The organism is Corynebacterium tuberculostearicum, assembly GCF_022347235.1.
GTDB classification, from domain to species: domain Bacteria; phylum Actinomycetota; class Actinomycetes; order Mycobacteriales; family Mycobacteriaceae; genus Corynebacterium; species Corynebacterium tuberculostearicum_F.
In genome coordinates this window covers 62,250-82,826 of record NZ_JAKRDX010000006.1, presented here as the reverse complement: position 1 = coordinate 82,826, position 20,577 = coordinate 62,250, and the positions used below count along the sequence as shown (strand labels likewise).

Sequence of the window (20,577 nt, the reverse complement as noted above, 5' to 3'; positions counted from 1 at the left end):
TGAAAGTGACTGCGTCACCTCGCACCGGCTGGGCCCGTCGGCTCGCCGTGCACCGGAGAGACTGTGATGCGTCAGGTTCATGGAATCTATTCATCAGTGGGCGTGCCGCTGCATCGCGGTGGTGTGCCTACGCACAACTTCAAGGAGAATTAACGTGGCAAAGGGTAAGCGCACGTTCCAGCCGAACAACCGTCGTCGTGCTCGCAAGCACGGTTTCCGCACCCGCATGAGCACCCGTGCAGGTCGCGCCATTGTTGCAGCTCGTCGCAAGAAGGGCCGCGCAAAGCTGACTGCATAAGTTATGCTTCCAGCCCAGCACAAGCTCACGTCGCCGACGCAATTTCGGCGCACGATGAAGGGTAGTCGCCGGGCGGGCACTCGTACGGTCGTCGTGCATGCGCACGACAACGCAGGTACGGACAAGGCAGCCGATATCGCCGCCACTGGGCCGCGATTTGGGCTGATTGTTTCTAAAGCCGTCGGGAATGCAGTGGTTCGCCACCGCACCTCCCGGCGGCTTCGCCATGTGTGCATGACATTCATTCCCAAGCTGCCCGCCAGCGTGGACGTAGTCATCCGTGCCTTGCCCGCCAGCGCCACTGCTAGCAGTGAGCAATTAGAAAAAGATCTTGCCAAAGCACTGCGCAAGCAATGGGATATCTAAATTCCCGCGGGGAGGAAATTCCCCCAGCCAGAGGATTGGCCAAACCAATGGTCAAAGTGGTTCGTTTCTACCAAAAACATGTCTCTGGCCTTAAGATGGTATCGACCTGTCGGTTCGAGCCGACATGCAGTGCTTATGCCCTAGAGGCGCTTTCTCAACACGGCGCAATCAAGGGTACGGCGATGGCAATAGCCAGGGTCTGCAAATGCGGCCCCTGGCATCCGGGCGGATTCGATCCGGTCCCGGGTACCAACAACAATTGAGGATTAAACACTCGTGCTTAATTTCATTTACTGGCCAATTTCGGCCGTTTTGTGGTTCTGGCACTGGCTGCTGTCCCTCGTAATGGACCCCGCCTGGGGCATTACCTGGATTCTGGCCATTGTGCTGCTGACCTGGACGCTTAAGGCACTCATGGTCAAGCCGACCATTAGCCAGATTCGTTCCTCGCGCAAGATGCAGGAAATCCAGCCTAAGGTGCAGGAAATCCGCGCGAAGTACGGCAATGACCAAACCAAGGCCGCGCAGGAAATGCAGAAGGTCTACAAGGAGTCCGGCGTTCGTCCGATGGCCGGCTGCCTGCCGGTCTTCGTGCAGATTCCAATGTTCGTTGGTTTGTTCCACGTGCTGCGCTCCTTCGACCGCACCGTTGCGGTAGCCGGTGGTATTGGCCACCCCAGTGGTGACCCAATGTCCATTGAGGATAACGCCAATACCGCGAACTACATCTTTAAGCCGGACCTGGTTCAGCAGTTCCTAGACGCCAAGATCTTTGATGTTCCGCTGGTGACCAACCTGCGCTTGAACTCGCCGATTGTAGAGGGTGTTACTACCAGCCAGGCTGCCGTCATCATCGTTCCGATGATCGCCATCATTGCGGTCCTGACGCACTTCAACGCCCGCATGAGCCTCAACCGCCAGGAAAAGCGCCGTGCTGCTGGCAAGACCCAAGCACCGCAGGGCCAGAACGCGGAAATGATGCAGCAGCAAATGGCCATGATGTCCAAGATGATGCTGTGGGTCATGCCGGCCATGCTGGTCTTCTCCGGCTTCATCTGGCCGATTGGCTTGCTGTTCTACATGATGGCCAATACGGTCTGGACCTTCTTCCAAACCCGCATCGTCTATGCCAAGATGGACCGCGAGGAAGAAGAAGAGGAAGCCGCTAAGGTTGAGGCCAAGCGCACTTCCGCGCCTAAGCCGGGTGCCCGCAAGAAGGACAACCGCACCAAGAAACAGCGCAAAAACAAATAAACACGGAGGAGAACCCCATCGTGTCCGAGATGGACCCGTCAGTAGTATTCGGCTCCCGCTTGCCCCTCGCGCAGGCTTACCATGATTCGCTCGCTACAGACGGGTCCACTCGTGGTTTTATAGGCCCCCGCGAGGTGCCACGCTTGTGGGACAGGCACATTATTAACTGTGCCGTCGTCAAGCAGGCAATCCCGGAGGGTGCCACGGTTATCGACGTCGGCTCGGGTGCCGGGCTGCCCGGCATTCCGCTGGCCATTGCGCGCCCGGACCTGCAGATCACTCTGATCGAGCCGCTGCTCAAGCGCTATAACTACCTCAACGAAGTCGTAGAAGAGCTGGGCCTAGACAACGTGACGGTCCTGCGCGGCCGTGCCGAAGAGGGACCGATTAAAAAGGCCGTGGCGGGAGCAGACGTGGTCACCTCCCGCGCCGTCGCGCCCCTGGGCAAGCTGGCGAAGTGGTCGCTGCCGCTCGTGCGCAAGGGTGGCGAGATGATCGCGCTGAAGGGTTCTTCGGTACACGAGGAACTGGAACGCGATGCCGCCGACATTAAGAAGGCCGGCGGTGGAAAGGCCGAGGTCAGCACCATCGAGGGAACCACGATCATTCGTGTCCCGCGCGTGAACTAAAGTAGACGGCATGACTAATCCGCGCCTTATCACCATTGCTAACCAGAAAGGCGGCGTAGGCAAAACCACCTCCGCCGCCAACTTGGCCGCAGCGCTAGCCACAGAGGGCAAAAAAGTGCTGGTGATCGATCTTGACCCGCAGGGAAACGCCTCCACGGCCATGGGCGCGGAACATAATTCCGGCACCGATTCCAGCTATGAGGTGCTCCTTGGGGACTGCACCGCCGAGAAGGCCATGCAGCCCTCCTCGCACAACGAGAACCTCTTCTGCATCCCCGCCACCATTGATCTGGCTGGCGCAGAGATTGAAATGGTCTCCTTGGTACGCCGTGAATTTCGGCTGTACGACGCCCTACATAATGGCTTCCTTGAAGAGCACGGCTTCGAATATGTCTTCATTGATTGCCCGCCATCGCTGGGTTTGCTCACCATTAACGCGATGACCTGCGCTGAAGAGGTCATCATCCCGATTCAATGCGAGTATTACGCCCTGGAGGGCGTGGGCCAGCTGCTGGGCAATATCTCCATGATTCGCGAGCACCTCAACGAGGATCTGCATATTTCCGCCGTGCTGCTGACCATGTATGACGCCCGCACGCGCTTGGCCGAGGACGTGGCCGATAACGTCCGCGAACAGTTCGGAGCCGTGGTGCTGGCCAATGTTATCCCGCGCTCCGTGCGCGTTTCCGAGGCACCGGGGTACGGTACTACGGTTATTGATTACGCTCCCTCGTCCACCGGTGCCCGCGCCTACCTTGCGGCCGCGCGCGAGCTTGACCGGCGTGGCGATTACCGCCCGCACCCGACCACCGGGGCGATTGGCGTGAGCCCAGAGATTTACGCGGAATTGGAAGGATAGGAACTCATGGCAGAACAGAAGCAAGGCGGCCTTGGCAAAGGCCTAGCCGCACTCATCCCGTCCGGTCCTGATGCTCCTACCCGCAAGCCGCGCTTGGGCGATTCCGCCGCGGATATTATTTTGGGAAATTCCACCCCGCAGCCGGGCCGGAAAGGTGGTGAAGGCAAGCGCGTAAAGGGAGCCCCCACCATTCAGCAGGGTTCTGGCTCTAAGTCCTCCAAGAAGCGCCAAGCCACCCCGGCTCCTATCGGTGCGACCTACCGTGAGATTTCCATTGGGGATATCATCCCCAACCCGAAGCAGCCGCGCACGGTCTTCGACGAGGATGAACTCGGCGAGCTCGTCCACTCGATCCGCGAGTTTGGCCTGTTGCAGCCTGTGGTCGTTCGTCCTTCCGAGGAAGGCGGCTTTGAGCTCATCATGGGTGAGCGTCGTTGGCGCGCTTCCTCCAAGGCGGGCCTGGCCACGATTCCGGCCATCGTGCGCGATACCAAGGACGACAACCTGTTGCGCGATGCCCTGCTGGAGAACATCCACCGCGTACAGCTCAACCCCTTGGAAGAGGCGCACGCCTACCAGCAGCTGCTGGAAGAATTCGGTGTTACCCAGAACGAGCTGGCGGACCGCATTGGCCGTTCGCGCCCACAGGTGACCAATATGTTGCGCCTGCTCAAGCTGCCGGTAGAGGTACAAAAGCGCGTAGCTGCTGATACCTTATCTGCCGGCCACGCGCGTGCCCTATTGTCCTTGGATGACACCGAGGCCATGGAATACATTGCCAACCGCATCATCGCGGAGGGCCTGTCCGTACGCGCGACCGAGGAGGCAGTCACCCTCTACAAGCGCGATGGTAAGCCGGCCGAATCCAAGAAGAAGCAGCCGGCACCGCAGCCGCAGTACTTTACCGATTCCGCTGAGCGCCTGTCCGACCGCTTCGATACCAAGGTCACCGTGACCATGGGCAAGCGCAAGGGCAAGATGGTCGTGGAATTTGGGGACCAAGAAGATTTCGAGCGCATCATGGCGCTCATTGAGGGTCAGCAGTAGTCCGAGGCGATGATCCTCGAGCCGGTACGCGAAGGCGCGCGCATTCACCGCCAGGCCGCGCGCAGTACCTTTTGGGAGCTGGAGGCCTCCGTGGTCGATCCCGCCTTTGAAAAGGAAGTGTGGCTGGCTACTACCCTGCTCTCCTTTGGTCAGTGCGGCTTTACCGTGGGCGAGGACGCCACCATTCTCTTTTGCTCCCGCGAGGATGCTGCCGGCGCCGCCAAGCTTCCCACCGCCCCCATTTCAAACGATGCGGAGATCATTACCTCGCTCTTCGTTAAGGCACATTTAATGGGGCGTGGCATTGAAGCAGTGCTTGTCGACGCCGCCATTATGCACCTCACTAACCGCGGCAGCGCCGCCGTGGAGGCCTTTGGCTATTACGGCGATCCTGCGGCAGCAGCGGATTTCTTGGGCCACAAACCGGCCTATATCGGGCTGATGTCTTATGAGACTTTGCGCTCCGCCGGCTTTGAGGTGGCCGCAGATCACCCAGTACTCCCCCGCTTGCGGCTCGAGCTGCCGCCCGAGCACGATATGCTCAGTGCGGCAGCCGCCGAAGATCTCCTGGCCCGCGCTTTGGCCTAGATTCGAGGCCTAGGACTGTTCGGCCTGGAGCAGCTCGGAGAACTTATAGGCGCCGGTTACGGCGGTGTCCTGCTCCATGAGGTACATGCGCTTTACGGCAATCACGATCGCTTCCGCAATGTCATCGCGGCGGGACGGGTTGGTGAGGATTTTTATGTCTTCTGGGTTGGTCAGGTAGCCCAGTACGATCTGGATGACCGGCATCTGGGTCAAGCGCAGCAGGTCCCAGGTGCGGCCGTGGTTGCCGCAGTCCAGCAGCTCAGTGCGCGCGACAATCTCGCGCTGGATGAAACCGGAAAGGGTCTCACCAATGAGTGAGGAGTTGCCGGATTCGGAACCGAAGTAGAAGGTGGCAACACCATTGGCCTTCTCATTGGGGTAGGAATCGCAGGCTAGGGAAATGACCATGTCCGCATCGAAGGCGTTAGCCAGTTCGGCGCGGGACTTGACGTCCGCATCGGAGGTCCGAGGACGGGAGATGATGGTCTCCATGCCTGCGGCAATCATGCGCCCCTCGATGCGCTGGGTGAGGTCCCACAGGATTTCCTGCTCGGAAATATCACCGAAGCGACCCTTGACCAGCTGGCCGGCGTCGCCGCCGCTTAGGGCAGGGTCGATGACAACGCGCTTGCCCGCCAGCTTTGGGCCGGCGTTGCGGACGCGCTCACGCTCTTGGATATTGTGCGCGGAGCCGCCGGTGATGCGGCGGCCAAGCAGCCCAAGGGCGCGGATGGTGGCGGGGCCGCACACACCATCTTCTTGCAGGCCGCAGTTGTGCTGATATTCCTTCAGTGCCGCGTGGGTATTAGTACCGAAGTGGCCGTCTACCCGCTGCTGGTAGAAGCCGAGCTCTTGCAGTTGTTGCTGGAGCTGCGAGATATCGTCACCCACCAGCTCATTCGCAGGCTCGTAGCTAAGGACGCGGCTGCCGAGCGTGTATGAGGCTTGGCGCAGTTCGCGCAGGGTGAGATCGTCGATTTCGCCCGTGGGCACGATACCGCGGGATTGCTGGAAGGCCTTGAGGACCTCAGACAAATTGGCATCAAAGCTCTTGTCGCTCTCGGAGTACTTCTGCTTCTTCCAAGCAGAAAGTTCCCCCTTGAAATCTGACAAGAGGCCGAGCCGGGCCAAGGTAGCGCGAGCCTCAGCTACACGCACGCTTGTATCGCCGACTCGAAGAACGCGATTCACGCCTTATACCCCTTTCACAGCCCGCTTTAGTTAGGGCCGCATTCCAGAATTTCTACACGCTTAATCTAATAGGAATTAGATTAACAGTTAAAGCTGCTTTTTCACTTGCGCCACGATGTCATCTTTAGAACGCAGACCCACAAATTCGTCTACCTTCTCGCCGTGGTTGAAAATCAGCACATTGGGGATGGACATGATCTGGAACATGGCGCCTAGGTTGCGCTCTTCATCGACGTTAACCTTGGCGACGGTGACTTGGCCGTCCAACTCCTCCGCTACCTCTTCCAGGATGGGGGAAAGCTTCTTGCACGGGCCACACCACTCGGCCCAGAAGTCGACGATGACGGGCTTATCGGACTCGATGACGTCCTTACGGAACGTATCGGTGGTTACTTTCTTGACGTTGCTCATACTGAATTAACGGTTTTCTGCGAGGAAATGTTCCGCATCAATTGCCGCACGGCAACCGGAGCCGGCCGCGGTAATTGCCTGCTGGTAGTGGTCATCCACCAAGTCACCGCAGGCGAAAACGCCTGGCAGGGAGGTCTTGGTGGTGGGTTGTTCAACTACAACATAGCCGTTGTCATTGAGCTTGACCTGATCATTGAGGAAGGAAGAGCGCGGATCATGGCCAATTGCTACGAACATGGCAGTGACATCCAAAGTGGAAATCTCGCCGTTGGTGACGTCCTTGAGTTTGAGTCCGCCGACCTTGCCATCGGCTTCAATAACTTCTTCGACGACCTTATTGGTCTCCCACTTGATCTTTTCGTTGGCCTGGGCGCGCTCCAGCATGATCTTGGAGGCGCGGAAGTTCTCGGAGCGGTTCACAATGGTGACAGAGTCCGCGAACTTGGTGAGGAAGGTAGCCTCCTCCATGGCGGAGTCGCCGCCGCCGATAACGGCAATATTGTGGCCCTTGAAGAAGAAGCCATCGCAGGTAGCGCAGGTGGATACACCGCGGCCGGAGAGTTCTTCCTCACCGGGAACGCCGAGGTGGCGCGGGGCGGCACCGGTGGCGAGGATAACGGTGCGGGCCTCAAAGAGCTCGTCGCCGACGTGCAGCTTTTTAATTTCGCCTTCTAGCTCTACGGAGTCAACGACCTCCATGCGGAGATCCGCACCGAAGCGGATGGCCTGGGCGCGCATTTCTTCCATGAGTTCTGGGCCCATGATGCCCTTTTGGAAGCCGGGGTAGTTTTCTACCTCGGTGGTATTCATAAGCTCGCCGCCGTACTCGAAGCCCTCGAAGACAATCGGGTTGAGCTCGGCGCGTGCCGCGTACAGCGCGGCGGTGTAACCGGCAGGGCCGGAACCTACGATGGCAACATCGTGGACGGTCATTGCTAACTCCCTTAAATCAGAGTGTGGTTTCGCGTAACGCCCTGAGTCTACCCGCCGCGCTGACAAACGTCGGTATTAGCAAACTCACCCCATGGCGGCGCGAAGGACTTCCCTCGCTCGGGCGCGGCGGGATTTGATGGTGCCGGGCTTTACCCCTTGGGCGGTGGCAACTTCGCCTACGCGGAACCCGGCGACGTCGGTAAGCACCAGCGCTTCGCGTTGATCCTCGCGCAGCAGCTGCATGGCCTCGCGCACCGCCAGCTGCTCCGCTAGGTTTTCGGAAGGATTATGCGCGAGTAGCGGATTGCGATCGTCGTCGAAGTCCTCCGCATCTAATGAAGCATTTTCCCTGTTAGAACGGTGGTTCAAGTAGTCATAGCCAGAATTTTTCACCAGCCGGTGCAGCCAGGTCGAAAGCGCAGACTCGCGGCGATAGGAGTGCAGGTTGCAGCTGGCGCGCAGGAAGGCTTCCTGGACCACATCTTGGGCATCGTGATCGTTTCTGGTGTAGCGCCGCGCTACCGTGGTCAGCCGCGTGCGGTGGCGTTCCACGATGGCGGAAAAGGCCTTATTGTCCCCCTCAATAAAAGCATCAACTAGTTCTTCGTCACTGCGGTCATGACTGAGCGTCATATGTAGATTCCCCCCGGATCAACAACTGTTATACACAGTGTGACCCGAGGGGAACTAGGGCGCGAGCGCTAGGCTGTACAGTTTATTGACCAGCCCGCACGCGGAGGGTGCGCCGCAGGTTATCGCGGCATTCCAGCAGGATACGGCGCAGCGCTCCTGGCAGCTTTCGGTGCAGCAGGCGCGTGGTGGCGGCATCGGCCATCGGCAACTCCGGGTAGAAGCCGCGGATGAGGCGGTTAGCAATCTCAATCGGGTGCGCGGCCCAGATGTCTTCCACGCGGGAGAAGAACTCCTCCGCAAAGGCCTCCTGCAGGCTAGCTGAGCGCGGGGCATTGAAACCGGCGACCAGTGCGTCCACCTCGGCATTGGAATATGCGCCGGGCGTAAGTGCCTTATCGAACGCGGAGCGCTTGGTCTCCGGCGTGGGGAAGGCGTGGCTGGCGCCGAGGAATTCGGTAGCGCCGGTCAGCGTATTATCGCGCTGCTTTTCCTCTTCGAGCTCGGCCGGGGTTACGGCATTGCGGGCCGCGAGGGCGCGCAAGATCGACCAGCGGATTTCGGGGTCCACGCGAAGGCCGGCAATGCCACCGGAGAGCAGGGCCTTAAGGCGCGCGGTACCTGATTCCTCCGGCGTTGCGGCGAGGGCGCGGATGGCGGCGCGAGCGAGCACAAGCTGGGCGTCCGAGGCTGGTTCGGCCTCGTCCAGGTGGCCCCAGATCGCCTCGGCATAGTCGGTGCGGACCTGCTCGCGGTCGGCGTCTGCAACATAGTGGGCAATCGCAAAGTTGGCATTGGCGCAGGCAGCAGCCAGCAGCGTCGTGTTGGTCTCGTAGGCTTCGTGCTTGACGACGACCCCCACATAGTCAATCGCCGACATTTCCCCATCGCGGGTGAGGTTCCACAGGGCGGTCCAGATTACCGCGCGGGTCAATTCATCCTCGATGTCGGTCAGGCGCTCACTCGCTGTGTCTAGGGAGGTCTCGTCGAAGCGGATCTTGGCGTAGGTATGGTCGGCGTCGTTAAGCAGCAGCAATGCCGGGGCCGGAAGGCCGGCCGCTTCATCGATGATGGTGCGGGTGGTGCCATCGCCGGTGGGGAGATCGATGTCGATCTCGCGATACTTGTGCAGGGACGCATCAAAGAGCGAAGCGGTCAGGCGGTGCGGTCGGGTGACGTCCTCGGCGTCTGCAATGATGGCCAGCTCTGCAATCTTCTCGCCTTCGGTGTGCAACTCCGGAGTGAGGGTATCCGGGCCCCAGGTGCGCAGCCAGGCCTGCGACCAGGCATCAAGATCGCGGTCCGTGTGCTTCTTGAGCGCCTGCAGGAGGTCATCAAAGGTGGCGGCGGCAAAGGCGTGCTCCTGGAAGTAGTCGCGCGCACCGGCGTAGAAATTATCGCGGCCGACGTAGTGCACCAGCTGTTTGAGCACCGCCGCTCCCTTGGCATAGGTGATGCCATCGAAGTTCTGGCGTGCGGCATCCACGTCCGGGATCTCCGCCTTGATGGGGTGCGTGGTGGGCAGCTGATCCTGCAGGTAGGCCCAGTTCTTACGGGCGCCGGCAAAATTGGCCCAGGCCTCGGCGTAGTCGGTGCCGTGGACGGAAGAATCCGCGCCCATGAACTCCGCGAAAGATTCCTTAAGCCATAGATCATCCCACCACTGCGGAGTGACCAGATCACCGAACCACATATGGGACATCTCGTGCAGGATGGTATTTGCACGGCCGGCATGCTGCGCGCGGGTAGCGCGGGAGCGGAAGATGTAGTTCTCCGTAAACGTCACCAGGCCGGGATTTTCCATAGCGCCGAGGTTGTATTCGGGTACAAAGATGGAATCGTACTTGCCCCACGGATAGGGATAGCCAAAGTTCTGGTGGAAAAAGTCCATGCCTTGGGCGGTAAGTTCTAGGATTTCCTCGTCCAGGTGCTCAAACATGGATGCGCGCGCAAAGGCGCGTAACTGTGCCGAGTGGCTGCCATCCGGGGCAGTCCACGTGCGCTCTTGATACTGGTAAGGGCCTGCCGCAAAAGAAGTCAGGTACGTCGACAGCGGCGGGGTCGGCGCGAAGGTAACGGTCGCGAGCTCGCCTTCCTCGCTGCGTTCGACTTCCGGTTGGTTGGAAAGGATCTGCCACTTTTTCGGTGCGGTCATGCGCACGTGGAAGACGGCCTTGAGATCCGGCTGTTCTAGGCAGGGGAAGATGCGGCGGGCGTCGGAAGGCTCGAGGTGTGAATACAGGTAGGTCGCGTCATCGGCTTGATCGTGCATCCGATGCAGGCCCTGGCCGGTGCGCGAATAGCGGGAGTGGCCGGTGACTTCGATGGCGAGCTCCTCGCCTACCGGCAGGCCGTGCAGCCGGATGATGCTGCCATCAAAGTCCACTTCCTGCGGGGTGCCATTGACCTTGACCTCCGCGACGGATTCGCCTAGGTAATCCAGGAAAAGCTCGGGCTCATTGCTGGTGAGCTCGAGGCGGGTAGTCACGCGGTAGGTGGGGCTATCGAGTACCTCCGAGAGATCGAGGTGGAGGTGATAGGCGCGCAGGTCCACCGCCGCTGCGCGTTCTTGGAGCAACTCGTGCTGCGTCTTGTCTTGTGGTGCGGTCATATCTACGCACTATAGTTACCGCCGTCACGCAGGGTGCGGGGTTGGGGTCCTAAGCTCCGCTGCCTTTTAGAGGCAAACTACCCAGCGGGTATTGGGACCTCGCTGTGGACCAGTTGGATTAGTTTTTGCCGTCTCACACTCTTCAAGTGGCGCAAGATGTCAGTGACCATCAGCAAGCGTCACACCACACTGAGGGATGCAACCTATGGAAACCGTCAGACGATAACACCACACTCACCACTTTCTGTAAACATAAGGCCTAGACCCCACTAGACGCGTGTAAAACAATGCTAGGAACGGCCCTATTTACAGGAAACATTCTGCTCCAAAGCGGCGTAACAATAGGGTGTACCCCAGGTGCCCCTACCAGCGCCCGCAGTTGAAGGCTTCACCTACCAAATGGTAAAGTTAGCTATATGCGAACCAGTCAGCGCTCCGAGATCCTGGAAGCTGCCCTCCGCGTCATGAACGCAGCGGAGGGTGGCGACATTACCCTTGACGCAGTGGCCCACGAGGCCGGGCTCACCAAACCGGGATTGCTATATCACTTCCGCAACCGCGACGTACTGCTCGCCGCGATCGTCGACCACGCTGCGGCCAACGTCGAGAACGACATGACTGCCACCCTTGGCAAGCCCCTCGAGAACGCCAACGCCACCGAGCGGCTCCTGAGCTACGTTCACGTCGCCGCCCACGGGGCCGCCAAGCGCGCCGAGTTCATCATCTGGGGCCAAGCGACGTATCGGCCCGAACTCACCGAACCGTGGACTACGCGGATGGGCCGCTGGCTCGAACTCCCGGACGATCTCGACGCCGCCACCCGAGCCAGGCTGACCACCGCCCGACTCGCCGCCGACGGACTCTGGGGCGCCCAGGCCACAGGTGTGTCCACCCTCCACGGCGCGGATCTCGAAGCCGTCGTCTCCAGCATTCGCTCCCTGATCGAAGGAACAACCCCATGAAGCAGTGGTTCCTGCTCGCTGGTGCCATCACTACCGAAGTGGCGGCGACGCTGTCTCTCAAGGCGGCGCTCAATCACCCATCCTGGTACATCGTGGTTGCTGCCGGATACATCGGCGCTTTCGTCTTCCTCACCTTCTGCCTGCGCGAAGGAATGCAGATCGGCGTCGCCTATGGCATCTGGGGAGCCAGCGGGGTCGTGCTCGCCGCCGTGCTATCCGCCGCGATTTTCGGTGAACCTCTGACCGCTGTGATGGGTCTTGGAATGGTTGCGATCATCAGCGGTGTCCTCACCGTCGAACTCGGCTCCCAGAAAGCTCAGCAAACCGCAGCCCAGGAAGCAGGAGTCAACTCATGAGATGGATCTTCCTCGCAGGCGCCATCTTGTCCGAAGTCGTCGCGACCATGTCGCTACGAGCCTCCGACGGTGGCCGGGTGAAGAAATGGTTCATCGGCGTCATCGCGGGGTATCTCGTGGCGTTCGTCGCCTTAAGTCTCGCCTTGGCCGACGGCATGGCCCTTGGCGTCGCCTACGGCATCTGGGCAGCATCCGGCGTAGCTCTCACCGCGATCCTCGCCCGGGTCATCTTCCACGAACCCCTCACCCGAACCATGGCCCTCGGCATCCTCTTCATCGCCGTCGGAGTTCTCACCGTTGAACTCGGCGCCAACTTGGCGAACTGACGCATTTCCGCAGGTAAACCAGGCAGATTGGTGTGCTGCACCACGAGGCGCACAGACAAAGGCTCCCCAATGAGCGCCTGTGGGCCTAGCGTTGTGGATGTGATCACCTGTGTCGTCCACTACACCATCGACCCCGACCAGATCGCAGCCTTTGAACAGTTCGCCCGCGCTTGGATGCGGCATGTCGACGAACACGGCGGCACCCACCACGGGTACTACCTACCCGCGGAAGGTGTGAGTGACCGTGCGGAATCCCTGTTCAGCTTCCCCAGCCTGGCTGCCTACGAGCAGTACCGCACCTTGTTCGGCACCCACTCGGACTTCATCGCCGCTGACCGGATTCGAGACGAGTCCGAGTGCGTCCTGCGGTACGAGCGCACCTTCATGCGGCCGCTCCTACCCCAGGGACACTGAAAGGGACTCCGGCAGCACGCTCGGCACAACCCACAACGCCGCAGGTCAGCGCGTACAGATGGGTGTACCGCACTGATACACCCTCTGCCTTAATCAAGAGGTGACGGCATTTATCATATGGATATTCCGGTGAATTTCCGGATCACAATCAAGCACAAATAGATCCCAGAGGGAACCCTCTGCCATCGCTCGACACATTAACGGCTTTTACATGACTGGTAAATTCCCTAGGTACTGTCTCTTCACCTAATGCCAAATCACGCCATAGCCGAGAGACACCAGCCCCTTCCATCGCGGGCTCGTCAACGTCTTTAGCCACACATGAAAGGCTATACAAACCCCATTCAGATTCATCAAATGGGTAAGTTCCAAAGTCTCGCATATCCCTACGGAAATCTTGCATCATGACTTCGCGAATTACTTCATCTCCCCCATGTGTAATTTCGTCAGTTACATAGAGTATCTGTGTTATCTCTCGAGCCTTATCCACTCTTTTTAAATACTGTTTATGGAATTGTTCAAGGTCAGACTCTCGAGCGAGGAAGTAAGTTGTAAAAAGAAGAGTTTCGCCCGACATATTAAATCGGATCGCCGTCTACAGTGAAAGCTCCAGAATTTGTATACCTAGACTGAGGGTAGCAGTGTCTTTTATGCACATTGTCTCCGAATAAGTTCGTGAACGAATCCGCATTTTTCTCCGCTTTTGTAAGATCTTTCGGATGATTGCCGTAAACATACCCTACTACTGGGTTTCCCGGTTCATGCTTCACCACGTGGCACTTCACGGTGATCATGCCCTGATCATTTTTTTGCACAGCCGAAAAAGCTGGAGCTGGGCTAACGAACAGTAGTGAAAAAGCAACAGGAATGGAAATAATCCACCTGGAGGTTTTAGAAATATTTCTTAGCAAAGTTCTACCCTATCTATTTTCTCGTTTCCGCGGATGATCCATCTAACATTTGACCTGGTACCTGGAGCAATCGTGTTACAGGCACTGTCTTTAGCCCCCAAAATAGGAGACGTGTCAGCGGTCATAATAACTTTGACTCTCATATCGGACTCGCAGTTGTTATAAACCTGGACAGCAAGTTTTTCCACCCTCGCCTGGATGCAGGATGGAGCGGTATTGGCAGAACGAGCCATCAGAGCAAAAGATGGCTTTTCTTCTACAAAACCGATGTCATATCCATGAGGAACTGAAACAGATTCTCCTTGGGATAGCTCTAAAATTGAGTAAGGATTTTCTTCCGCTTTAGGACTATATTCAGTTGCAAACGCAGCTGGGGAAGCACAAACAGTCAGGAGAGTTGCCACCACAGTGGAGAGAATGGAAGTGCGCAATTTACTACCACCAATCTTCCCGCCATCGCTGTTGGCAGGAGGTCGAGAATGTAACTCCACTATAGCGGAGAAGTGTACTTTAGAATTACATTTTGCTTGGTGTCTATCCGACAACGCACAAGTATATGAATTCGATCCCCCCAATAAAATGGACCCCGTGTACCAGCAGCAAAATACGGGCCCGAACCGCTGTGCCCGATTGCGAAGTGGATCTAGCGGGTTCTAACCCGGAGGGGTAGGCGATTCCACATCCTTAAATATAGGGGTGCGGCACGCTCTATCCACTCAACGTCCTCGTATGGTCCTGTCTTGCTTTGTAAGCGATTGGTACATCTCAAAAACCCTAGTGTTTCCGATCTCTGTCTTCGTATAGATCAAGCGCGTTAGCATTTATTACCCTTAAAGAGTGATTACTAACGAACTTCGAAATTTACTGGCCAAAGCAACTACCCATGCACAGCGTTTTCAAGACGGAGAAGACCACACTGTAGCCGCAGCGCTCCTTACCAAATCAGGAAAACACGTACTCGGTTTGAACGCGCACCATTTCCTCGGTGGTCCTTGCGGGGAGATCTCGGCTTTAGCCAACCATGCTGCTAGTTATCCAGAGGACCCAATCCAAGCAGTAGCCGCCGTATACGGACCTACTGGTCAAATTATTCCTCCCTGCGGTAAATGCCGCCAGGTGCTTTTTGATGTTGATCCGTCCATCCGGTGCATCGTGCGCGGAAGCAATGGACTTGAAGCACCTACCGTAGAAGAACTCTTGCCATTCGCATTCAACTGGCGAAATATGGAACAAGAGCAGCACATCTACATGTGGGAAGGCTACGAGGAATCAATTCGTAGCGGAGAAAAGCAACAAACCATCCGGGTAGATGATCCCTTCCATGAAGGAAGTGCCCAAATTGTCTTCGAGAAAGAATCCGGAGAGGTCGTCACTATTCCGGCACAGGTTACGTCCGTTGTCTCTACCCAGCGAAGTGAATTGTCGGAAAAGCAAGCTAGAAATGACGGTTTTGGCTCTCTTTCCGAGCTTCAGGAAGCGCTAGATACTCACTATCCCGGATTAGCTGCCGATGACGAAGTAGACGTCGTAGGGTTCAAGCTCCAGTAACTCGAACGAGCTCAAAGCGTGTTTGCTTTCTGTAGAAGCAGTAGAAACTACAGCAAAAGGCTGGGGCAATCCATGGCGAACGGTGCAGATTGTGGCGCTTGGGTGTACTCAAACAGAACAAAACCCGGGACACTTCAGATTTCAGAATCAACCTACGTAGTTGATGAACAGTCAGACGGTCATCGGTGCTTATGGACAGGCAAGTAAGTAGTCCTAGGGGAACTCCCAAAGACTGCGGCGAGAGGATGCGCTTTCCAGTTTTCCCCAGTATGGAGAAGGTGTTCTATCCCGGCTTGGCAAAACATACCGGCCCAAATCTGCGCAGTCATCTTTCCAATACGTTTCGTTGACCTCAACTGCAGCGCCGCCGCAAACTCACCCGTAACTCTGTCGGGCTGGTTGAGCACTGAAAACACGAAAGAATAAGGATCCGCGCTCAATCTTTTTATCGCTTCGCCAAACTCGTCGGTCTGCTTCACGAGCAAATTCTGATAAATATCATCAGTCTGCTCTTGCTCTTTAGCTGAAACAGAAATATAGCGCTCAGTGAGCGTAGTCAAACTGAGTAATGGTATGTTGACGAGTTCTGTTTTTGAAAAAACACCAATTCTCGCAAGATTCAAGCGGACGTCATCGACCGTCTCGGCCTCGGTTAACCCCCGAGCCCACACATCAGCTTCCAACGCACCACACCTTAATAGAGGCAAACTCCATAATTACAAGTGTAACGATTGCTTTGGAAACTCCACTCACCTGAAGGCGTCTGTCCAAGGGTCGTTACGTTGGGTGCTGTTGCAAAGTTGGGCGGAGAGCCGAGACGACCCAGTTTCTCATTTCCTGATGGCCGCTGCGTGCCGGCGTTCTCAGGCCGTCTCGAAGACCCGGTTGACGATCACCGCGTCCGGATTGGGGTGCCCATAAGCAAACATCGTGCCCTGACCTTTCCGTAATGAATGCATCGCTTCCATCCCTTTCAACGTCCGGTAGGCGGAAATTCGGTTTTTGAACGCCCCCTTCGGTCCCAGGATTCTTTTAAGTCGGCCATGATCTCCCTCGAGAACGTTGTTCAGGTATTTCACCTGCCGGTGCTCCACCATCTGAGGGCAGATTCCCTCCGCCTTCAGCTCGGATATTGCCTTGGCCAGAGCTGGTGCCTTGTCGGTGTTGATGACCCGCGGGGACCCGGCTGTCGTATTCGATCGCAGCGTCTTGGCCAGGAAACGCTTGGCCGCAGCCACATTCCGTTTTGGTGAGAGGTAGAAGTCTAAGGTCTGCCCACCGGCGGTAATAGCCCGGTAGAGATAGCACCACGTGCCGCCGACCCGGATATAGGTCTCATCCACCCGCCAGGACCGGGCCTGCCAGTCGGGTACCTGCCGGTACCAGCGAGTGTGCTTATCCAGCTCAGGGGCGTATTTCTGCACCCAGCGGTAGATCGTGGTGTGATCGACTGGCGCACCCCGCTCGGTCATCATTTCTTCGAGGTCGCGGTAGCTCACGCCGTAGCGGCAGTACCACCGCACCGCCCACAGGATGATGTCACGGGGGAAATGCCGACCGGAGAAGATGCCCATGGCTCTGATTATTTCACGCCGGTCTTTCTACTGCCCCAACTTTGCAACAGCACCATGAATACTCCTAAGGCTGTTGTGTGCGTTACGCCCCACAGTGTAAGTACCACTTCTAAATAGTCAACACGTGAAGTAAATAATTTTTGAACGTGCAGGTCAAAGAGTTGTTAATGCGGAAAATCTTAAAAAAGAAGGCCGAATCGAGGGTCGTGTCCTCGATTCGGCCGTGTGGGTTGTGCCTAGGGCTGCCCGACGAGACCAATGTCTGCGATGGTTGCCTTATCGGACTTGGGCAGCTCGGTGATCATGAGGAGGAGGCCGTCGAACTGCTCGGTGGTTTCCTCCAGCTCGATATCTTCCTTGCCGTTTTTGAACTTGCCCCTGGCCAGTTGGTGCAGGGAGCCAGCTTGTGGGTTTTCCGGATTGAAGCTGTCCTGATTTACGCCATAGACGGCGTACTTTGCCCCAGTGGAGTTGGACTGCACCACCGGCAGTACCGCAAGGTGCGTTGGCGTATCCAAGGTGACGAGGACGCCGGTGTCCTCCTCTTCGGTGGACCAGGTGGTGGCCGTTTTGCCGTCGATAAGCGCTGCATAGTCCTTGTTATCAGGGACGGTAACCGCAGAGGAAGGCTGGAGACGCACCGGCGGGGTATCCGGAATGCCCGTGCTGCCATGGATGGTCTCGCTGACCGGGTTGGATGCCTCCACATTGCTGAGCAAGGACATGATCCAGGTGGTGAGCGCGGCCATTGCTACGACGAAGATGGTGGCGAAGATGCCGATGACGATGACGCCGGAACCGGAATAACCGCGGCCGCCAAAGCCGGGTTCTTGCGCCGGGTCATCCTCTTGATCCGGTTCTACCTGTGCCTTCACCGGCAGGGCCTCAGGTGCTTCTTCTGGCTCTTCCGGAGCGAAGTCGCGCAGGCGCTGGGCGATGCCGGCCAAGGTTAGCGCCTGTGCCTCTTGCAGCTCCTCCATCTTTTCCTCGCGGCTGTCCTCATCAGCACTATCGAGTCCGTAGTGCGCATCTTCGACGCGCTGGGCGGCCTCGTCCGCGGGAAGGTTGGCGTCCTCAGAAATATCGCGCAGCTTCTTCGGCGAAGGCTCCGTGGACTCTACGAGCAGCTCCAGGGCGGAGCTTAGAGCCTCGCGGTCGGTAGCGGCGGAGGTGCCGTCCAGCACGGCGGGGAAGGCAACCTTGACCACACCGTCGGTAGAGACGCGGAAACGATCGCGGTGTTCCACGCCGAGGATGAGGCCGGCATCGTGGGCAGCGGCGGCGTCAGCAAAAAGCGGTGCAGTAGCACGAGCCACGGAATGGGGATCGAGGTTATCGGCCTCAGCCACCTGCTTAAGGGAGGTGCCCTCAAACCAATCCGCCACTACCAGGCAGCCCGTGCGATAAGACAGAACTTGGATATTATCCGCCACGGTATCGAGCTCCAGCTCGGCAAGGCGGCGGGTATTGCGCGAGATCTCCGCGGAGCGGCGCGCCGCGATTCCCGGTGTTGCCGGCGCAATTGGCGCCAAGCTATTGGTATCGACGAACGTCAAGGCGACCAGGCGACCGGTGGCCTGCTCGCGTGCTTGCCAGAATTGTGCACCAGTGACCGCACCGTGATCTTGGAGCAGGCGGAAGCGACCATCCGATACCGGGGCACCCGGCACGAGGCGTGGTCCGCGGACGATACCGGCGGACATCGGCGGCGGCACCAGGGTGGCGTTGAAGGCGTCCTGGGAGAATACCGGTCGAATTTCCGGTACGTCGGGCTCCTCCAGCTCGATGGCCTTGGAGGAATCGACCTTGATGAAGCGGGACATGCCCGGGATGCGCTGCAGGGCGCGGGCCAAATTCTGCACCTCCGGCAAGGAGGACTTGGACAGCACCAAGCCGGTGGCGATGAGGAAGATGATGCCGAGCACCGCGACCTTGATCAGCGAGACGATGGACGGCAGATTCTCCGGGAGGAGGAAATTCACGCCCCAGTACAGCACCCAGGAGACGACCAAGCCCACCAGGCCGGCACCGGAAGCCCACAGCACGGTCTGCGTGACGGCCTTGCCGCCGAGGCTGCCGAGCTTGCGCTTGAGCAGGAAGCCGCCAATGACCGCACCGGAGACGAAGCCGAAACCATTGGCCGTACCGAGCAAAATCACCACGCGGTCCGGGTTGGACGTCATCAATGGTGCCAAGAGCGTGAGGACGATCTTGGTCAGCGTGATGCCGGCGATGATGAAGGTAGGCGTCCAGGCTTCCTCGCGGGCATAGAACACGCGCAGGTGCAGCAGCACCAAGGCATACGGGATGAGTGTGAAGGCGGAGAAGCTGATGGTCAGGCCAAGCTGCTCGGCGCTCTCGGCGCCGTAGGCACCGTATTGGAAGAGGGCGCGGGCGATAGGAACGCCGAAGCCGCTCATGAAGATGACGATGGGGATAAGCGCGATGAAGGTCAGCTTGGAGCCCAGGGTGAGATCGCGGACCACGGCATCTACATCGCCGTCGGCGGCGTTGCGGGACAGGCGCGGCATGATGGCGGTCAGCAGCGTTACGCCGATTACGCCATAAGGCACCTGCAGCATGAGCCAGGCATTCTGATAGACCAGCGGTGCGCCGGCATCCGCATAGGCGGCCACGCGGGAGGTGACCACGTAGCCCAGCTGGGAGATGGCCACATAGGTAATGATGGCCAGTGCCATGCCGCCGAATTGCTTGATGCGGGCATCAAGGCCCCACTTGGGGCGCAGGTTAATGCCGGCCTTTTTCAGATACGGCAATAGGATGAGGCACTGCACCATCACCGCTGTGGTGGTGCCCAAGCCCAAGAGCATGACGTGTGGGTCGGCTACTGGCGTGGGATCATGCGGGTCGAGCTCGCCTGGCAGGAAGCGATAAGCCAGCAGCACACCAATGGAGATGAAGTTATTGATCACCGGCGCCCAGGCGCCCGGACCAAAGATATTCTTGGTATTGAGGACGGCCTGGAAAAGGGCGAAGAGGCCGTAGAAAAGAATCTGCGGCAGCAGCAAGAAGGCCAAGGAAGTTGCCTGTACGGCATTGGCCTTGGAATCTTCCGGCAGCATCATCCTGGTTAAGAAGGGTGCGAGCACCACTGAGGCGATGGTAACTATGCCCAGGATGGAAAAGGCCAGGGTAAATAGCCGCCGGACAAAGGTCTCGCCGCGGTCCGTGTCTTCCTTTTCGGCCCGCACGAGGACGGGCACAACCAGAGAGGTCAGCACCGCACCCAAAACGATCTCGGTGACGAGGTTCGGGATCTGGTTGGCGCTACTAAACGCGGTGCCCACCGTGGCGCCGAGCGTGGCACCGATAAGCATCTGGCGCAAGAAACCAGTGATGCGGGATAGCAGCGTCGCGATGGCCATCGTGCCTGTTGCGCGGATGACATCCTGATTGGATGATTCGTTGTCCGCGTTACGTCCAGTGAGCGCGGACTTATCTTCCTCAGGAGGAACGGTGGTGTCCTTCACCGCTGGGGTGGGGCGCTTTTCTGGCACCGGAGCGGGAGGAGAGGCCTGGACGATGCGGCCGCGGGCACCCGCCGGGGCGGGGTGCTCTGCCGGCGCGGCGGCATCCTTCGGGTCAACTACACCCGCAGGTGACTTCTCCACGTGTTCGGCCTCGCGGCCAGTCTTATCAGTCATAGAG

Annotated in this window: 22 protein-coding genes; 13 read left to right on the top strand and 9 right to left on the bottom strand. The window is 58.4% G+C overall.

The features are described 5' to 3' along the window. The first annotated feature begins 154 nt into the window (after positions 1 to 154). Genes rpmH through MHK09_RS04870 form a run of 8 tightly spaced genes read left to right on the top strand, consistent with a single transcriptional unit; the run spans position 155 to position 5,041 of the window. Positions 155 to 298 carry a 50S ribosomal protein L34 gene (gene rpmH, locus MHK09_RS04905; protein WP_003847033.1) on the top strand — a complete coding sequence of 48 codons (144 nt, stop codon included), beginning with the start codon at positions 155 to 157 and terminating at the stop codon, positions 296 to 298. 3 nt (positions 299 to 301) lie between these two features. Next, on the top strand, positions 302 to 664 hold the full coding sequence (gene rnpA, locus MHK09_RS04900; protein ID WP_200435906.1) for a ribonuclease P protein component: 363 nt from the start codon (positions 302 to 304) through the stop codon (positions 662 to 664). A gap of 47 nt (positions 665 to 711) precedes the next feature. Then, a complete protein-coding gene (yidD, locus tag MHK09_RS04895; protein WP_005326014.1) occupies positions 712 to 927 on the top strand; it encodes a membrane protein insertion efficiency factor YidD in 216 nt (71 codons plus the stop codon). Between the two features lie 13 nt (positions 928 to 940). Next, positions 941 to 1,918 (top strand): membrane protein insertase YidC, encoded by a 978-nt coding sequence (gene yidC / locus MHK09_RS04890; RefSeq protein WP_250412848.1) that lies wholly within the window; start codon positions 941 to 943, stop codon positions 1,916 to 1,918. A gap of 29 nt (positions 1,919 to 1,947) precedes the next feature. After that, the gene (gene rsmG, locus MHK09_RS04885) at positions 1,948 to 2,547 is read left to right on the top strand and encodes a 16S rRNA (guanine(527)-N(7))-methyltransferase RsmG (RefSeq protein WP_040425466.1); all 600 of its coding nucleotides are present in this window, start codon (positions 1,948 to 1,950) and stop codon (positions 2,545 to 2,547) included. Positions 2,548 to 2,557: 10 nt separating this feature from the next. After that, entirely contained in the window at positions 2,558 to 3,406 is an 849-nt protein-coding gene (locus tag MHK09_RS04880) for a ParA family protein (RefSeq protein WP_005326017.1), read from the top strand. Between the two features lie 6 nt (positions 3,407 to 3,412). Beyond that, entirely contained in the window at positions 3,413 to 4,453 is a 1,041-nt protein-coding gene (locus MHK09_RS04875; RefSeq protein WP_250412847.1) for a ParB/RepB/Spo0J family partition protein, read from the top strand. Between the two features lie 9 nt (positions 4,454 to 4,462). Further along, a complete protein-coding gene (locus tag MHK09_RS04870; RefSeq protein WP_250412846.1) occupies positions 4,463 to 5,041 on the top strand; it encodes a 2-methylaconitate cis-trans isomerase PrpF family protein in 579 nt (192 codons plus the stop codon). A 9-nt stretch (positions 5,042 to 5,050) separates the two neighbouring features. Here the strand turns inward: MHK09_RS04870 and MHK09_RS04865 are convergent, their stop codons facing one another. The 5 genes from MHK09_RS04865 to pepN form a co-directional block, all read right to left on the bottom strand. Then, on the bottom strand, positions 5,051 to 6,232 hold the full coding sequence (locus tag MHK09_RS04865; protein ID WP_250412844.1) for an N-acetylmuramoyl-L-alanine amidase: 1,182 nt from the start codon (positions 6,230 to 6,232) through the stop codon (positions 5,051 to 5,053). Between the two features lie 87 nt (positions 6,233 to 6,319). Next, positions 6,320 to 6,643, bottom strand: coding sequence for a thioredoxin (gene trxA / locus MHK09_RS04860; protein ID WP_005326021.1), 324 nt, complete (start codon positions 6,641 to 6,643; stop codon positions 6,320 to 6,322). 6 nt (positions 6,644 to 6,649) lie between these two features. Further along, complete coding sequence (gene trxB, locus MHK09_RS04855; protein ID WP_250412843.1) at positions 6,650 to 7,576, bottom strand: thioredoxin-disulfide reductase; 927 nt, start codon at positions 7,574 to 7,576, stop codon at positions 6,650 to 6,652. A gap of 84 nt (positions 7,577 to 7,660) precedes the next feature. Beyond that, positions 7,661 to 8,209: an RNA polymerase sigma factor gene (locus tag MHK09_RS04850; protein ID WP_250412842.1), complete on the bottom strand. Its 549-nt coding sequence runs from the start codon at positions 8,207 to 8,209 to the stop codon at positions 7,661 to 7,663. Positions 8,210 to 8,291: 82 nt separating this feature from the next. Further along, the gene (gene pepN / locus MHK09_RS04845; protein ID WP_250412841.1) at positions 8,292 to 10,817 is read right to left on the bottom strand and encodes an aminopeptidase N; all 2,526 of its coding nucleotides are present in this window, start codon (positions 10,815 to 10,817) and stop codon (positions 8,292 to 8,294) included. 416 nt (positions 10,818 to 11,233) lie between these two features. On the opposite strand from pepN, the gene MHK09_RS04840 reads away from it, so the two are divergent. The 4 genes from MHK09_RS04840 (at position 11,234) to MHK09_RS04825 (ending at position 12,875) form a co-directional block, all read left to right on the top strand. Further along, entirely contained in the window at positions 11,234 to 11,779 is a 546-nt protein-coding gene (locus MHK09_RS04840) for a TetR/AcrR family transcriptional regulator (protein ID WP_034666346.1), read from the top strand. Then, positions 11,776 to 12,135 carry a DMT family transporter gene (locus MHK09_RS04835; protein WP_003849971.1) on the top strand — a complete coding sequence of 120 codons (360 nt, stop codon included), beginning with the start codon at positions 11,776 to 11,778 and terminating at the stop codon, positions 12,133 to 12,135. The genes MHK09_RS04840 and MHK09_RS04835 overlap by 4 nt, the downstream gene beginning before the upstream one ends. Next, positions 12,132 to 12,461: a DMT family transporter gene (locus tag MHK09_RS04830; RefSeq protein WP_250412839.1), complete on the top strand. Its 330-nt coding sequence runs from the start codon at positions 12,132 to 12,134 to the stop codon at positions 12,459 to 12,461. Before MHK09_RS04835 ends, MHK09_RS04830 begins: the two co-directional genes overlap by 4 nt. Before the next feature lie 99 nt (positions 12,462 to 12,560). Then, complete coding sequence (locus tag MHK09_RS04825) at positions 12,561 to 12,875, top strand: NIPSNAP family protein (protein WP_174232238.1); 315 nt, start codon at positions 12,561 to 12,563, stop codon at positions 12,873 to 12,875. Between the two features lie 904 nt (positions 12,876 to 13,779). On the opposite strand, the gene MHK09_RS04820 is transcribed toward MHK09_RS04825, so the two are convergent. Beyond that, entirely contained in the window at positions 13,780 to 14,277 is a 498-nt protein-coding gene (locus MHK09_RS04820) for an alpha-amylase inhibitor (RefSeq protein ID WP_250412837.1), read from the bottom strand. Between the two features lie 346 nt (positions 14,278 to 14,623). Between MHK09_RS04820 and MHK09_RS04815 the strand changes: the two genes are divergently transcribed. After that, positions 14,624 to 15,334 carry an ASCH domain-containing protein gene (locus MHK09_RS04815; RefSeq protein WP_250412835.1) on the top strand — a complete coding sequence of 237 codons (711 nt, stop codon included), beginning with the start codon at positions 14,624 to 14,626 and terminating at the stop codon, positions 15,332 to 15,334. A 179-nt stretch (positions 15,335 to 15,513) separates the two neighbouring features. Here MHK09_RS04815 and MHK09_RS04810 read toward each other — a convergent pair whose 3' ends face one another. The 3 genes from MHK09_RS04810 to murJ all read right to left on the bottom strand — a co-directional run bounded on the left by MHK09_RS04810 (position 15,514) and on the right by murJ (position 20,573). Continuing rightward, a complete protein-coding gene (locus tag MHK09_RS04810; RefSeq protein ID WP_239193706.1) occupies positions 15,514 to 16,017 on the bottom strand; it encodes a hypothetical protein in 504 nt (167 codons plus the stop codon). A gap of 180 nt (positions 16,018 to 16,197) precedes the next feature. After that, entirely contained in the window at positions 16,198 to 16,908 is a 711-nt protein-coding gene (locus MHK09_RS04805; RefSeq protein ID WP_250412834.1) for an IS6 family transposase, read from the bottom strand. A 236-nt stretch (positions 16,909 to 17,144) separates the two neighbouring features. After that, a complete protein-coding gene (gene murJ, locus MHK09_RS04800) occupies positions 17,145 to 20,573 on the bottom strand; it encodes a murein biosynthesis integral membrane protein MurJ (protein WP_250412832.1) in 3,429 nt (1,142 codons plus the stop codon). Between the last annotated feature and the right edge of the window lie 4 nt (positions 20,574 to 20,577).